The following is a 14,763-nucleotide window of genomic DNA, read 5'->3' as shown; positions in this document are numbered from 1 at the left end:
GGATCCTTCGGTCGATGATGGCCATGGTGATGGGCATCGGCCTGCTCCTGGGTGTGCCGTTGATGTTCACCGCCTGGTGGTGGGTCGACGACACCGCACATCAAGATCTCGATGACCGCCTCAAACGGGTATCCACCGAACTGCTCAGTCAGGAAGGACCCGACGGGTCGATCAGCGGCACCGTCGACCGGGACAAGTTCCGGTTGCTCGTACCCGAGAACGGCCGGCTGGAGATCTACTTCCCGATCAGCGGGCCCGAGGGCATGGAACGCGGGCGGCTCGAGGTGGGAGCGCCGATCGACGAGGAAGCGGTCACCGAATCGCTCACCCTCGGCGAGGCCGGGTCGCTCACCCTCTCTGTGCCGCACGCTCAGGTGCGTAGCCGGCAGTGGGGAGCTGTGGGTGTGGTCTCCGTGGTGGTGGTGACCTCGGTGATCCTCGGTCTGGTGGTGGCGGCGGTGACAGCCGGCCGCCTCGCCGACCCGCTCGAGGACGTTGCCGCACGCGCCGCCCGGATGGCCAAAGGCGACTTCGGTACCGAAGGCCGGCACTACGACATCGAAGAACTCGATCGGGTGTCCTCCGCGCTCGATGCCGCCAACCGGGAGATCACCATCCGGCTCGAACGCGAGGGACGGATCGTCGGAGAGGTCTCCCATCAGCTGCGCAGCAGGCTGACCGCGATCCGGTTGCGGCTCGATGAGCTCTCGATCCATCCCGATCCGATGTGGTGACCGAGGCCGAGGCAGGCTTGGCGCAGGTGGAACGGCTGACCAGCGAACTCGACGAGTTGATCACCGCTGCCAGGGGTGAACAGGTCGCGATGCTCGATCCTGTCTCCGTGCCCGAGCAGGTCGCTCAGGTGGTCGCCGACTACGAATCGGCGTTCGAGGTGCAGGGCCGTCATCTACGGGCCGGAGGGGTGGGGCAGTGCGCGGCCCGGGTCACCCCCACCCGGCTGCGGGAGGCGTTGAGCGTGCTCGTCGACAACGCGCTGCACCACGGGGCCGGGGATTGTTCGGTGGACACGCGAGAGTTGCCCGGCAGCCGCATGATCCGGGTGTCGGTGTCCGACGAGGGTCAGGGGATCAGCGACAAGAGTGCGCCCCACGTGTTCCAGCGCGGCTACTCCGAGGGTGGGTCGAGTGGGGTGGGTCTGCCGCTTGCGCGCGCACTCATCGAAGCCGACGGCGGCCGACTGGATCTGCTGCGGCGGCGTCCGGCGACCTTTGCGATCGTGGTTCCGCGACACGACACGGATGATGCGGACCGATCCAGCAGGACCGGTCACAGCGAGCCCCGCTGATGGCGCGGGGCGCTGGTCAGGTGTGACCGAGCTCCTCGTCGGCGAGTTCGTCCTGTGTCCGTCCGTCTTTTGGCCGTGCGAGACCCTCGCGATCGTCGTCCGGACGCAGAACCGATGCGTCGACAGCGGCCGCGAGATCGGATTCTGGGAAGGCGAAACGCCGTAGGGCCCAGAAGCGGAACGCCATCTGGAGCAGATTGCCGATGATGTAACCGAGGATGAAGTCGATGATCACCAGCTTGGTGACGTCGACCGAACTGCGGATGTCGAACAGGTTGTTCGCCACGAACAACGGCGCGGCCTGGAGAACCACTCCGACCCCGCTGATCGCGAAGAAGAGGAACGCCTCGTGGTGGGTTTCGCGGCCGCCGCGGTTCTTGAACGCCCACTCGCGGTTGAGGATGTAGCTGACGATGGTCGCGAGCACACCGGAGATGACCTTGGCGATGACGGGTTTGGTCTCGAGGATCGTCAGGCTCAGCGAGTAGAAGATCGCCATGTCCAGGATCATCATCGAGCCACCGATGATGGCGAACTTGATGAGCTCATGGTGACGCATTACCAGCGCTCTCAGCGGCGCAGGCATACGGGCCATGAGCCCATCGGTGAGTGACACAAGGATGGAGTCTACGAAACAAGTTCGTTCAGAAACCAATCCCGGCACGTCCCGGTGCCTCCCGTGTCGTCCGATCGACGCCTCCCGTGACACGATGGATAGCCGTGACGAGTGATCCGACCCCTGCCTCGACGGCACCCGTGCCCGCTGTTCCCACGGCCCCCGATTCGGCAGTCCCACCTGCACCGGCGTCGCCGGAGGCCAGTCGTGACGCAGCTGCCCCGGGGATGCCCGTGGTCACCATGATCGGCGGCGGTCAGCTGGCGCGCATGACCCATCAGGCCGCCATCGCATTGGGGCAGCGTCTGCGTGTCCTGGCGGCGTCCGCCGACGAGCCGGCCGCCCAGGTCAGCCCCGATGTGGTGTTCGGCAGCCACAACAGCCTCGAGGACCTCCGCGCGGCCGCGCGTGGCAGCCACGCGCTGACCTTCGACCACGAGCACGTGCCGATCGAGCATCTCGAGGTGCTGGTCGGTGAGGGCGTCAGTGTGCTTCCTCCGCCGAGCGCGCTGATCTTTGCCCAGGACAAGCTCGCCATGCGGCGGCGCCTCGCCGACTTCGGCGCGCCCATTCCCGCGTACGCCGAACTGCCCCAGGACAACCCCATGGAGGCGCTCATCGAGTTCGGTGAGCAACATCACTGGCAGGTGGTCCTCAAAACCATCCGCGGCGGCTATGACGGGCGCGGGGTGTGGCTGGTCGACAGTCGCGAGGAGGCGCTCGAGGCGCTTGCGGCAGCACCAGCGGGTTCGTCCCTGATGGTCGAGCAGAGGATCGCGCTGCGTCGGGAGCTGTCGGCGATGGTGGGACGCTCGCCGTTCGGCCAGGGCGCCGTGTGGCCGGTGGTGGAAACGGTGCAACGCAAGGGACAGTGCGCGGTGGTGATCGCGCCGGCACCGAACCTGTCGGAAGAGACGGCCACCTCGGCGCAGCGCCTCGCATTGTCGCTGGCCGGCGAACTGGGTGTGGTCGGGGTGATGGCGGTCGAGCTGTTCGAGACCACCGATGGCTCGCTCCTGGTGAACGAGCTGGCGATGCGACCGCACAACAGTGGTCACTGGTCGATGGACGGCAGTGTCACCGGGCAGTTCGAACAGCACCTTCGTGCTGTCCTCGACTACCCACTGGGCGACACCGGAACGCGGGCCCCGGTCACCGTGATGGCCAACATCCTCGGTGCGGCGCAGGCTCCGGCGATGTCGATGGACGAGCGACTGCACCATCTGTTTGCACGTATCCCGCAGGCGAAGGTGCATCTGTACGGCAAGGGAGAACGCCCCGACCGCAAGATCGGACACGTGAACGTGCTGGGATCGGCGGGCGGCAACGTGGACGACCCCGAGCACGTGGCGCACGTGCGGGAGATCGCGGAGCGGGCGGCACACTGGATGTCGCACGCGGAGTGGACCGACGGATGGGATGTGCACGGTGAGTGAGAACGGCGAAGGTTCGGGCAACCGGCCACAGGGGCCGCGGGTCGGCCTGATCATGGGCAGCGACTCGGACTGGCCGACGATGGAGGCCGCTGCGGAGGCCCTCGCCGAGTTCGGTGTCCGATTCGAAGTGGGTGTCGTCTCCGCGCACCGAACTCCTCAGCGCATGCTCGACTACGCGAAAGAGGCTGCCGGGCGCGGACTCTCGGTCATCATCGCGGGTGCAGGCGGAGCGGCCCACCTACCCGGCATGGTGGCCTCGGTAACGCCACTGCCGGTGATCGGTGTTCCGGTGCCGCTCAAATACCTCGACGGCATGGATTCGCTTCTGTCGATCGTGCAGATGCCCGCCGGGGTGCCGGTGGCGACTGTGTCGGTGGGTGGGGCACGCAATGCTGGTCTGCTGGCGGTGCGCATTCTTGCGGCGGCGGACCCGGGACTGCGCGCGCAGATGGAACGGTTCCAGGCCGACCTGTCGGACATGGTTCTGGCGAAAGATCAGGCCTTGCAGCAGAAACTTCTCGGAGGCTAGCTGTCGGCGTCGACCAGCAGTTTGCGCCGGAAGAGGTCGAGAACCTCGTCGAGAGCGGCTCGGGTGGGCTGGCCCGGCTCGTCGATGAGGTGTTCGGTGAGCGGCGAGTGCGGTGGCATCGGAGACGGGCCCGCGTCGGCGTCGTCTATCTCGATGGCCACGAAAGCGTCGCCCAATTCTTTGCGCAGGTAGTCGAACCGGGCAGCGGGGGAGAGCTTGTCTTTCCTGAACCGGACGCCCATCACTTCCAGACCTGCGGCGCACCGCCCTTTGACAACCGCGAGATCGTCGGGCGAGATGTCGATGTTCGCCGCGCCGACCGGCCGAAACGGCATGGAGGGCTGGGCGAGCACGGGGGCCAGGAGTCGGTCGTCCGCGGCCATCGCGAGGGCGAATCCGCCGGTGAAACACATCCCGATGGCGCCGACACCCGGGCCGCCGCACCGCTCGTGCTCATCGGCCGCCAGTGCCCGCAGCCAGGTCACCACAGGTGACGACTTCCCCGTAGCGAGGACTGTGAACTCGCGGCTGATGCAGGTCGGGACCAGAACCGACGTCAGGACCCCGACGGATTTGAGGTACCCCAGGTTGTCCGGCATGGGGTCGAGGCCGTCGACTCCGAACAGGCTGGGGACCACAGCAGTGCACCCGATGTCGGACACCTTGCGAGCGAAGTTCAGCACCTTCGGCGTGATTCCTGGCATCTCCGCGATGACAACCACGGCCGGCCCCTCGCCCCGCCGGTAGATCGTGCGCGTCTTGCCGGAATGGGTGAACTCGGCGCGGTCGAAGTCGGCGAGTTCTGCTTCGGGCGACTGCTTGGGGGTCATGGCTTCCTCACTGGCACGGCGGGTGCGATTCATCGTCAGGCTAGCGTCTGCCGCGGTCGGGCACGGCCCTGTCTTTTCAGTTACCCGTGAGTAACTCTGGGGCGCGCAAGTATTAGGATCGACGGGAAGAACCGAGTTTTTCTGGCGTATACGAGGAGTGTTCTGATGGCCGGCAACCCCGATTTTGGTCTGTTCAAGCTCGGTGAAGAGCATGACGAGTTGCGTGCGGCGATCCGCGCTCTGTCGGAGAAGGAGATCGAGCCTCACGCTGCTGATGTGGATGAGAACTCGCGGTTCCCGGAGGAGGCGTTGGCGGCGTTGACGGCGTCAGGGTTCAACGCGATCCATGTGCCTGAGGAGTACGAGGGTCAGGGTGGGGATTCGGTGGCTGCGTGCATTGTGATCGAAGAGGTTGCGCGGGTGGATGCGTCGGCGTCGTTGATTCCGGCGGTGAACAAGTTGGGCACGATGGGCTTGATCTTGAAGGGTTCAGAGGAGCTCAAGCGGCAGGTGTTGCCGTCGATCGCGTCGGGTGAGGCGATGGCCTCGTATGCGTTGTCTGAGCGTGAGGCGGGTTCGGATGCGGCGGCGATGAAGACCCGGGCGCGGGAAGAGGGCGACAACTGGGTGCTCAACGGGTCGAAGTGTTGGATCACCAATGGTGGTAAGTCCACGTGGTACACGGTGATGGCGGTGACTGATCCGGACAAGGGTGCCAATGGTATTTCCTCGTTCATGGTGCACAAGGATGATCCCGGGTTCACGGTGGGTCCGTTGGAGAAGAAGCTGGGTATCAAGGGTTCGCCGACGGCGGAGTTGTATTTCGAGGACTGCACGATTCCGGGTGATCGGATCATCGGGGCGCCGGGTACGGGGTTCAAGACGGCGTTGGAGACGTTGGATCACACGCGTCCGACGATTGGTGCGCAGGCGTTGGGTATTGCGCAGGGTGCTCTGGATCAGACGATTGCGTATGTGAAGGAGCGTAAGCAGTTCGGTAAGTCGATCAGTTCGTTTCAGGGTGTGGAGTTCATGCTGGCGGACATGGCGATGAAGATCGAGGCTGCCCGTTTGATGGTGTACACCTCGGCTGCTCGGGCTGAGCGTGGGGAAAAGAATTTGGGGTTCATTTCTGCGGCGTCGAAGTGTTTTGCTTCTGATGTGGCCATGCAGGTGACCACTGACGCGGTGCAACTGTTCGGTGGCTACGGCTATACCCGCGACTTCCCCGTCGAGCGCATGATGCGCGATGCCAAGATCACCCAGATCTACGAGGGCACCAACCAGATCCAGCGAGTGGTGATGTCACGCGCACTACTGCGCTGATCCACGTCAGAAATCCTCCCGCGGTCTGATGCCCGGGCACCCGCCCGGGCGCTAGATTGACGAGCATGGACTTCCAGCGGATCTTGCAGCGCTGGAACCGCTTCGCCGAACCGCGTCGGCTGCTGCTCGACTCGCTCCTGGCCGCGGCGCTGGCGTTGCTCAGCGTCGTTCCCGAACTGTGGGAACACATGGGTACACCGCTCGTGTGGCGTATCGCGGTCGGCACGATTGTCTGTGTCGCCGTCGCGTTCCGCCGGACCCGCCCCGACGTCTCCGGTCTGGTCATCGCCGCCGCGGCGTTTGCGCATCTGGCGGTCGACGAGAGACTCAGTCCAGCGGTGATGGTGGCCGCGGTGATCGGGATCTATTCGATGGCCGCATACGGCTCGACGCGAGGCACTCAAGCCGCATTGGCCCTCGGCCTGGTCGGCTGCGTGGTGTCGTCGGGACGCCTGTATTCCGCAGCCGACGACACGGCCGCGTACGAGTTCACGGCGCCCGGGGCGGTGAGCCTGGGTGTCATCGCCGTGGGTATCTGGGCCACCGGAATGTTGCGGCGCACGCGACTTCGGGAGGTGCAGGGACTACGTGAGCGGGCCCGCCTGCTGGAACTCGAACGGGCACAAGAAGCCGAGATCGCCGCCATCGGCGAACGCACCCGGATCGCGCGCGAGATGCACGACATCATCGCGCACACGCTGACGGTGGTGATCGCGCAGGCGGATGGCGGCCGGTATGCGGCGCAACAGGATCCGGCGCAGGCCGTCAAGGCACTGGCCACCATCGCCGACAACGGGCGGCAGGCCCTCGCCGACATGCGGTCGTTGCTGGGGGTGCTGCGCGATGACGGGCCACGCGAGATACGGGCGGTGCCAGGTATCGCCGACATCCCTGAACTCGTGGAGTCTGTGCGGGCCGGGGGTTTGCCAATTCGACTGGACTCTTTCGGTTCCGCTCGCGACGTTTCGGTGGGATGCGGACTGACCGCCTATCGAATCGTGCAGGAATCGCTCACCAACATTCTCAAACACGCGGGGCTCGGAGCCTCCGCAGAAGTCGGGTTGCATTGGCAGAGCGATGAATTGACGATCATCGTCACCGATGACGGTCGAGGCGTCGCCCCTACCATCGGTGATGGCGAGCTGCGTCCGGCCGGCGGAAAGGGGTTGCTGGGCATGCGCGAACGCGCCGAACTACATGGTGGGACGCTGCAGGCCGGCCCCCGTGACGACGGACCCGGATACCGTATTCGCGCGTCGCTGCCCACCGGGGAGGTTCGATGACCGAGGTGATCCGGGTAGCGCTTGTCGATGACCAGGCGCTGGTACGTGCGGGTTTCGGAATGGTCATCGATTCGCAGGCCGACATGACGGTGGTGCTCGAGGCATCCGACGGTGCCGCAGCCGTGGAGACTCTGCGCCGAACCCCCGCCGACGTGGTGCTCATGGATGTCCAGATGCCCGGCGTCGACGGCATCGCGGCCACCAGGCAACTGCTCGCCGAGCAGGAAACGGGTGGGTTGGGTCAGCAGCATGTCCCGAAAGTCATGGTACTGACGACGTTCGACACCGACGAGTACCTGCTGGCCGCAATCTCCGCTGGTGCCAGCGGGTTCCTGCTCAAGGACGCGCAACCGGAAGAGCTCCTGGCCGCGATCAGAACGGTGCATGCCGGTGACGCCGTCATCGCGCCGCGGTCCACCCGACGCCTGCTGACCCACGTGGCGGGAACCGCCGCGATGCCGACGCCGCCCGCATCTGCCGGCCACGCCACCGTGGTGCCCGACCTCGTCGATCCGCTGACCCCCCGGGAGACAGAGGTGTTGCGGGCAATCGCTGTCGGGATGACCAATGGTGAGATCGCTGCGGACTTTCATCTGTCCCTCGCCACGGTCAAAACGCATGTCGGCCGGGTGCTCACCAAGACAGGGTCACGCGACCGTGTGCAGGTCGTGTTGTTCGCCTTCCGTACCGGGATGATCGGGATCGACGACATCCTCACCCTTCACCGGTAGGTCCTCTTCTCGTCCTGGAGGACCACGCCGGGTACGGAGGGTCATCCCGGGGGCTGACCGGAAGGTCTGCAGATGTCGGCCCGCACGTCGATGTGTCGACCTTCTGATCGGAAATAGGGTTGTGCCACAACGCAAGTCGGCGTGTGACACGAGAGGTGGGGCCAATGTCAGATCCATACGCAGCACGGACCATTGCTTTACAGAAGACGTACGGGCACGGTGACGCGGCGGTTCACGCGCTGCGTGATGTGAGCGTGGACATCCCCGTCGGCAAGTTCACGGCCATCATGGGGCCGTCGGGGTCCGGCAAGTCGACGCTGATGCACTGTCTCGCGGGACTGGATACCGCAACGGCGGGAACGGTGTTGATCGGGGACACCGATCTGTCGCGATGCAACGATTCTCAGCGGACCCGGTTGCGGCGCCGAGAGCTGGGCTTTGTCTTCCAATCATTCAACCTGTTGCCGGTGCTGACCGCGCGGGCCAACATCCTGCTCCCGCTCACCCTGGATCGGCGATCCCCCGACGAGCTGTGGTTCGACGAACTGGTGGCGGTGCTGGGCATCGGAGATCGGCTAAACCACAAGCCGGGCGAATTGTCCGGCGGGCAGCAGCAACGCGTCGCGATCGCCCGGGCGTTGCTCGGCAGGCCGCGACTCATCCTCGCCGACGAGCCGACCGGCAACCTCGACAGCAGGTCGGGCGCGCAGGTGCTGTCACTGCTGCAGAGCAGCAGCCGCCGCATCGGCCAGACCATCGTGATGGTGACCCACGACCCTGTGGCCGCGAGCTATTGCGATCAGGTGCTGGTGATGGCCGACGGACGGATGGTGGACCGAATCCTCGCGCCCACAGCAGATTCCGTGTTGGCAGCGATGCGTGGTCATGGCTCCGATCAGGTCTCTGTGGGTGACCCACGATGAGGGGAGTAGCACTGGCCCAATTGCGAGCACACAAGGGACGCTATGTGGCGTCGGTCTTGGCGGTGGCCATCGGTGTGGCATTTGTTGCCGCGACACTCACACTGACCGCGACGTCCACCGAATCGGTGCGCGCGTCGGTGGCAGCACAGTTCTCGACAACCGACGCGGCGGTATCGGTACCGTCCGAGTTCGCGGATCAGACGGGAGAGCAACTCGCGAAGGTGCCCGGCGTACAAGCGGTTGCGGTCGACCGTAACCGTTTGGTCAGCGTGACCAGTGGCGCGAAGACGTACTCGCAGGTGGAGCTGACCGCACTGGCAGGCGACGAGCAGTTGCGATGGCAGAGACTGACGGTCGGCGGGTTCCCGCAGGGCGACCGTCAGGCGTTGGCATACGCAGGCTCGAACTTCGCGGTCGGACAACGACTTTTCGTGCGCCCGGACGTCGACACCGCCACCGACCGGACCGCTGTGGAGATCACCGTGGTGGGTCTGGTCGAGCGTGGTGACGCCACGTCAGGCGTACCGCAGTTGTTCGCGCCCGGCGCCGCCGTGTCCGCGGTGGACTCCGGGCGGAGCGATGATCGAGATGATGTGGTGATCAGGCTTGCGTTCGCGGGGGGAGCCGACCCGGCGTCGGTCATGGCTGCGGTGGCCGACGTGGCCTCGACCGTCCCAGGGGCCGAGGCCATGTCGGGTGAGGCTGCCGCCGACCGGGTGGTCCAGCAGTTCACCGGAGGGTCGGTGATCCTGGCTTCGGTGCTGCTCGTGTTCGCCGCGATCACCGCCATGGTGTCGTGTCTGGTGATCGCCAACACCTTTGCCGTACTGATCACCTCACGAACCCGGGAACTCGCGCTGCTGCGGTGCATCGGGGCAGACGCATCGCAGGTGCGGTCCGGTGTGCGCGTGGAGGCGTTGGTCCTCGGTGTCGTGGCCTCGGTGGCAGGTGTGATCCTCGGGATCGGAGGTGTCGCGCTGGCCACCTGGGTGACCCGGATGACCGGTGCCGACTTGCCGTTGACCCACTTGGCGATCCCGTTCACCGCCGTGCTCGTGCCCGTCGTACTAGGCGTAGTGATGACAATGCTCGCGGCCACCGTCCCGGCGCGACTGGCGACAAGGGTCTCGCCGCTGGCGGCCTTCACCACTGTCGCTTCGTCGGAGCCGCGCGGCCGTAACATCTTCCGGATCACTGCCGCCACGGTTCTGGTCCTCTTCGGCGCCATCGTGCTGATCTGGGGGATCGCACAGAAATCGGTTCCCGCAGCAGCATTGGGCGGCGGTGCGACGTTCCTCGCGATCATGCTGTCCGGTGTGGTTCTCGTGCCGCCGATCGTCCGGGCAGCGGGATCGGCTGCCGCACTGTTGTTCCGACGCACCGCCGCGGGACCGGTCGCCGAACTGACGGGAGCGAACGCCGGGCGGGCTCCACGGCGCACGGCCGCAACGGCGTCGGCCCTCATCATCGGCATCACCCTGACGACGATGATGGTGGTGGGCGCGCAGGTGGTGCGGTCGAGCGTGAGCACGTTGATCTCCGACATGCACCCGGTCGATCTGATCGTGTCGTCCGGTTCGCCGCTGCCGGCTCCACTGGTCGAGTCGATCCGGACCACCGAGGGAGTGGCCGCGGCAGTCCCGTTGACCCGTACGAAGATCGATGTGAACGGGATCGCACTGAACATCGCCGCCGTGGACAGCTCGTCCCTGCCTGCGGTGATGAGGTCGGGCAGTGCCCCCACTGTGGATGAGATCGCGCTGGCACCAGAAGATCAAGCGCTCGCGGGCGTGCAGGACGGTGAGCGGGTGACCGTTCTGGCCGGGGGAATCACGAAAACGATGACAGTGGTCGAAGGCGAAGCCGGTTCCTTCGCGGATCGCGCATCGGTGGGCGGGGCGCCGGTTCCGACCGGGATGGCCGTGCGTCTGTCCTCCTTCGGGACGGACAGCATGGACACGGTCAACTCCCTCCGCGATCTCGTGGCCGCATCTGCACCGGACGCAACCTTCTCCGGTGGCGTCGAGACCCAGCAGCAGCTCGATGAGATCCTCACGCTGGTTCTGCGGATCGTCTTGGCGCTGCTCGGTGTCGCCGTGGTGGTTGCTCTCATCGGTGTGGGAAACACCATGGCGCTGTCGGTGATCGACCGCCGACGTGAGAATGCGCTGTTGCGGGTGATCGGTCTGAGCAGCCGGGGGGTGCGTGCGATGCTGCTGGGCGAGGCCACGATCATCGCTGCGGTGGCTTCGGTCGCGGGAGTTGCTCTCGGTACCACCTACGGGGTGGCCGGCGCGGCCGCAATCGTAGGAGCTGACCGCGTGTCCATACCCGATCTCCCGTGGGTCGAGATGGTGGTGATCGTGGTGGTCGGTGGACTGGCTGGGCTGCTCAGCGCAGCTCTGCCTGCCAGGCGCGCCTTGCGCGCCGATCCCGCAGCCGCGCTGTAGGACACGGCCCGGGCAGGTCGGGCCGGCTTGACAAGAATTAGAACGCGTGTTCGAATCTGGGGATGCGGTGGGAAGGGCAGTTGCTGGACGCCGGAGACGAGAAAGAGGCGAGCGATCCGTCTCCGGCGCTGCCCGGCCTGAGTCGCGCCGGGCTGGTCCGGTCGGTGCGCACCCCCGACTTCGACGGGGTCACGTTCCACGAGGTGCTGTGCAAGAGCGCGCTGAACAAGGTTCCGGAGAGTTCGCAGGTGCCGTTTCGCTGGACCATCAACCCCACCAGGGGCTGCCTCCATCAATGTGTCTACTGTTTCGCGCGTACCACCCACGAATACCTCGATCTCGATGCCGGCCGTGACTTCGACACCCAGATAGTGGTCAAGGTGAATGTCGCGGCAGTGCTGCGGAAAGAGTTGATGCGCAAGAGTTGGAAGCGTGAGCCCGTGGCTCTGGGAACCAACACCGACCCCTACCACCGGGCTGAGGGCAGGTACCGGCTGATGCCCGGCATCATTCGCGCGCTCGCCGATTCGGGTACGCCGATGTCGATCCTCACCAAGGGCACGCTGCTGCGTCGCGATCTCAAACTCCTTGCGGCAGCAGCCAAATCGGTGCCGGTGTCGGTGGGCGTCTCCCTGGCGCTGCTCGACGAGACCCTGTGCAAACAGGTCGAACCCGGCACGCCGTCGGCCCGTGCACGCCTCGATCTGATCGAGGCTGTCCGTGAGTCCGGGCTGGACTGCCACGTGATGGCTTCACCCATCCTGCCCATGCTCAGCGATTCGCGCGCAGACCTCGACAACCTGTTCGCACATCTGGCACAGGTGGGTGCAACGTCGGTCACCGCATTTCCACTACACCTACGCGGATCCACCCGTGGCTGGTACATGTCGTGGCTCGCCGAGCACCATCCTGCCCTGGTCGGCAAGTACCGCCGGCTCTACGGTCACGGCGCCTACGTGGCCCCGGAATACCGAACGTGGTTGCGCGACAGGGTTGATCCGATGCTCGAGCACCACGGTCTCAGCGGCGACCGGCAGCCCGGACTGCGCGAGGCGGTGCGCGAGGCTGCGGCCGTCGAGACCCCGCAGCCAACGCTCTTCTGAACGAAATCGGTCCCGGCGGACCCGCGGAGCCGGGGTCGGACTCGGCTCACGACAACGTCCCGGTGACCTTCTCACTGCTTGCTCGGGCGGCCATCTTCTCCAGGTCCGGATTGGCAACCTGCACAAGGGAACCGCCGGCCACCAGGGTGGCGAGCAGGTTGACCACGAGGTTGTCGGCGCTGTCCCAGTGCCGGCTCGACATGATGCGCGAGCCGGCTATGATGCCGGCCTCGGCGGCGAAGGTGGTCGCTTCGGTGATCACGTCGTCGACCGTGCGGTCGTCGAGAGCGAGATCACCGGGTCCACCGGGCCGGAACTGGTCCCCGTGCACGCGCACCGAGGCCGAGTAGTCGGTGAGCCCGATCGGCAGGTCACGCAACGGCATACCGAACGGATCGAGTGAGACGACGGCGATCTCCGGCGCACCTTCTACCCGCTCGAGCGACGCCATCGAGCAGAACGCAAGTGCCGCATCGTCGGAGTAGCCCACCCGTACGTGCAGACCGGCCCACCAGGCGCCGAGTAGAACTGCGGCGCTCTGCCAGTGCGCGGGCAGGTCGACCGCCACCACATCACCCGGCATCAGCCCGAACTCGTCGCGCACGAGGTTGGCCGTCTTGGCTGCCCAGTTCGCCGCGGTGATGGCGGAGAGTTCGGTGCGCTCGCCGGTCGCGTCGTCGTAGTAGGTGATCAGAGGCTGCGAGCCGTCGCTGGACAACGCCGGGTTCAGCGCGGCATCGGTGAGAGTGGTCAATTCACGCACTCCGGTCCGGTGCCGCCGGCTGTGATCGCCGGAGCCGGTGGGGGCGTTGTCGCCTCGGTGCTCTGGCTGTCCTGCTGACCGTCGTCGACGATCGAGCCCGGACCGCTGTAGGTGTCGGTGAGAATCACCCGAACCGTGTTCGGTGCCAATGTCTTGTCCTCTTTCACGGGTAGTCCGCCGAGTTGGCCCGCAACGGCTTTCGCCCCTGCGTCGTCGGTCGCAGCGGCAAGCACGGTGCTGTCGGTGGACGGGTTGGTGGCATTGCCGGTCTCGCCGGTCCGGAACCCCTTGGATGCGACGATCTTCGACACGTTGGTGGCCAGACCGTCGACGGTGCCCGAGTTGATCACGTCCACTGTGTATTGGCTCGGCACGAACTTCTTCTCGCCCGTACCGTTCTTCTCTCCGAGCAACCCATCGGTGAATGCCTTGACGGCCGCCGGGTCCACCTCGACCACGCTCTGGGTGCCGTCGTCGCTCCAGCCTTGCTCGGTGACCACCGGGATCGTCGCGAACTGCACGCGTCCGCCGGACAGATCCTTGAGCTGCTCCACGAACTTGATGATGTCCCAGTCCTGGTCGATCACCACCGAACGTGACACCGCGTTCTCGAGATCGCCGAGTTTGCCGGGGTTGGACAAAGTGCCTGCCGACAGCACCTTCTGGGCCAGCGATGCCATGAAGACCTGCTGCCGCACGATGCGGTCGAGGTCGCCGCGGGGCAGATCGTGGCGTTGCCGGACGAAACTCAGTGCCTCTGGTCCGTCGAGTGTCTGGCGGCCGGCGGGGAAGTCCGCACCGGAAAACGGTTCGGAGACCGGCGCCTTGAGGCACACGTCCACACCGCCCACCGCGTCGGTGAGCAGGACGAAGCCGAGTAGCCCCACCTCGGCATAGTGGTCGACCTCGACACCCGTCAGGTCGGCGACCGTGGTGATGAGTGCGTCGCGTCCCGCCTGGACGGACTTCTTGTCGGCCTGCTCGAGATCCATCCCGTCGTTGACCAGGGCCTCGCGCCGGGCTTCTTTGGATGAGCCGTACGCCGAGTTGATCTTGGTCTTCCCGATGCCGGGCACCTCGACGTATGAGTCGCGGGGGATCGACATGGCCGTCGCGGAGGACCCGTCGTTCGGGATGCGGATCAACAAGATGGTGTCGGTGTTGGTCGCCACCTCGTCAGCGGAGTGCAGTTGCGCCAGTTCTTTTTCCGACAGCGGGTTGCCTTGGGCATCGGTTCGCGAGTCGGTGCCGACCATGAGGATGTCGACGGCTCCGTCCTTACCGCTGCCCAGGCTCAGACCACCCAGTTTGGTGATGCTGTTCTCCAGGTCGGTCATCTGGTTCCACGCATATCCGGTGGCGATCAGCACCAGCACCGACACCCCCGCCGCGATGATGCGCGTCAGCGGTCGCCCAGAGTGTGCCGGAGTGGGGGAGGCCGGCGCCGGTTCACGGGGCGGCCGCCCG

At 65.9% G+C, this 14,763-nt stretch carries 14 protein-coding genes; 10 read left to right on the top strand and 4 right to left on the bottom strand.

Going from position 1 to position 14,763, the window contains the following annotated elements; genetic code table 11:
- The first annotated feature begins 14 nt into the window (after positions 1–14).
- A complete protein-coding gene (locus tag W823_RS59720) occupies positions 15–734 on the top strand; it encodes a hypothetical protein (protein WP_369792659.1) in 720 nt (239 codons plus the stop codon).
- Positions 731–1,306: a sensor histidine kinase gene (locus tag W823_RS59715; RefSeq protein WP_369792658.1), complete on the top strand. Its 576-nt coding sequence runs from the start codon at positions 731–733 to the stop codon at positions 1,304–1,306. The genes W823_RS59720 and W823_RS59715 overlap by 4 nt, the downstream gene beginning before the upstream one ends.
- Positions 1,307–1,322: 16 nt before the next feature.
- On the opposite strand, the gene W823_RS51325 is transcribed toward W823_RS59715, so the two are convergent.
- Positions 1,323–1,922 (bottom strand): GtrA family protein, encoded by a 600-nt coding sequence (locus W823_RS51325; RefSeq protein ID WP_116915737.1) that lies wholly within the window; start codon positions 1,920–1,922, stop codon positions 1,323–1,325.
- Positions 1,923–2,062: 140 nt separating this feature from the next.
- Between W823_RS51325 and W823_RS51320 the strand changes: the two genes are divergently transcribed.
- Positions 2,063–3,358, top strand: coding sequence for a 5-(carboxyamino)imidazole ribonucleotide synthase (locus tag W823_RS51320; RefSeq protein ID WP_031333134.1), 1,296 nt, complete (start codon positions 2,063–2,065; stop codon positions 3,356–3,358).
- Entirely contained in the window at positions 3,351–3,887 is a 537-nt protein-coding gene (gene purE, locus W823_RS51315; protein WP_255326339.1) for a 5-(carboxyamino)imidazole ribonucleotide mutase, read from the top strand. The genes W823_RS51320 and purE overlap by 8 nt, the downstream gene beginning before the upstream one ends.
- Here purE and W823_RS51310 read toward each other — a convergent pair.
- The gene (locus tag W823_RS51310) at positions 3,884–4,717 is read right to left on the bottom strand and encodes a dienelactone hydrolase family protein (protein WP_023961561.1); all 834 of its coding nucleotides are present in this window, start codon (positions 4,715–4,717) and stop codon (positions 3,884–3,886) included. The two genes, purE and W823_RS51310, sit on opposite strands and share 4 nt — an antisense overlap.
- A 165-nt stretch (positions 4,718–4,882) precedes the next feature.
- On the opposite strand from W823_RS51310, the gene W823_RS51305 reads away from it, so the two are divergent.
- The 6 genes from W823_RS51305 to W823_RS51285 all read left to right on the top strand — a co-directional run bounded on the left by W823_RS51305 (position 4,883) and on the right by W823_RS51285 (position 12,533).
- The gene (locus W823_RS51305) at positions 4,883–6,043 is read left to right on the top strand and encodes an acyl-CoA dehydrogenase (protein ID WP_023961559.1); all 1,161 of its coding nucleotides are present in this window, start codon (positions 4,883–4,885) and stop codon (positions 6,041–6,043) included.
- A 65-nt stretch (positions 6,044–6,108) separates the two neighbouring features.
- Positions 6,109–7,326 (top strand): sensor histidine kinase, encoded by a 1,218-nt coding sequence (locus tag W823_RS51300; protein WP_023961557.1) that lies wholly within the window; start codon positions 6,109–6,111, stop codon positions 7,324–7,326.
- A complete protein-coding gene (locus W823_RS51295) occupies positions 7,323–8,057 on the top strand; it encodes a response regulator transcription factor (RefSeq protein ID WP_023961555.1) in 735 nt (244 codons plus the stop codon). The genes W823_RS51300 and W823_RS51295 overlap by 4 nt, the downstream gene beginning before the upstream one ends.
- 164 nt (positions 8,058–8,221) lie before the next feature.
- On the top strand, positions 8,222–8,980 hold the full coding sequence (locus tag W823_RS0130420; RefSeq protein WP_031333132.1) for an ABC transporter ATP-binding protein: 759 nt from the start codon (positions 8,222–8,224) through the stop codon (positions 8,978–8,980).
- Positions 8,977–11,430 (top strand): FtsX-like permease family protein, encoded by a 2,454-nt coding sequence (locus W823_RS51290; protein ID WP_023961553.1) that lies wholly within the window; start codon positions 8,977–8,979, stop codon positions 11,428–11,430. The genes W823_RS0130420 and W823_RS51290 overlap by 4 nt, the downstream gene beginning before the upstream one ends.
- Positions 11,431–11,492: 62 nt before the next feature.
- A complete protein-coding gene (locus tag W823_RS51285; RefSeq protein ID WP_023961551.1) occupies positions 11,493–12,533 on the top strand; it encodes an Rv2578c family radical SAM protein in 1,041 nt (346 codons plus the stop codon).
- 46 nt (positions 12,534–12,579) lie between these two features.
- On the opposite strand, the gene W823_RS51280 is transcribed toward W823_RS51285, so the two are convergent.
- Together W823_RS51280 and W823_RS51275 are read right to left on the bottom strand one after the other, a co-directional pair.
- Positions 12,580–13,287, bottom strand: coding sequence for a TIGR03089 family protein (locus W823_RS51280; RefSeq protein ID WP_031333130.1), 708 nt, complete (start codon positions 13,285–13,287; stop codon positions 12,580–12,582).
- Positions 13,284–14,763, bottom strand: a 1,480-nt coding sequence (locus W823_RS51275; RefSeq protein ID WP_051406670.1) for an LCP family protein, incomplete at its 5' end; no start/stop codon positions are given. The genes W823_RS51275 and W823_RS51280, both read right to left, overlap by 4 nt.

The sequence above is a fragment of the Williamsia sp. D3 genome (genome assembly GCF_000506245.1).
GTDB lineage: Bacteria > Actinomycetota > Actinomycetes > Mycobacteriales > Mycobacteriaceae > Williamsia > Williamsia muralis.
Note: the sequence above shows the minus strand (reverse complement) of the source record. Positions and strands in the feature narration are given on the sequence as shown.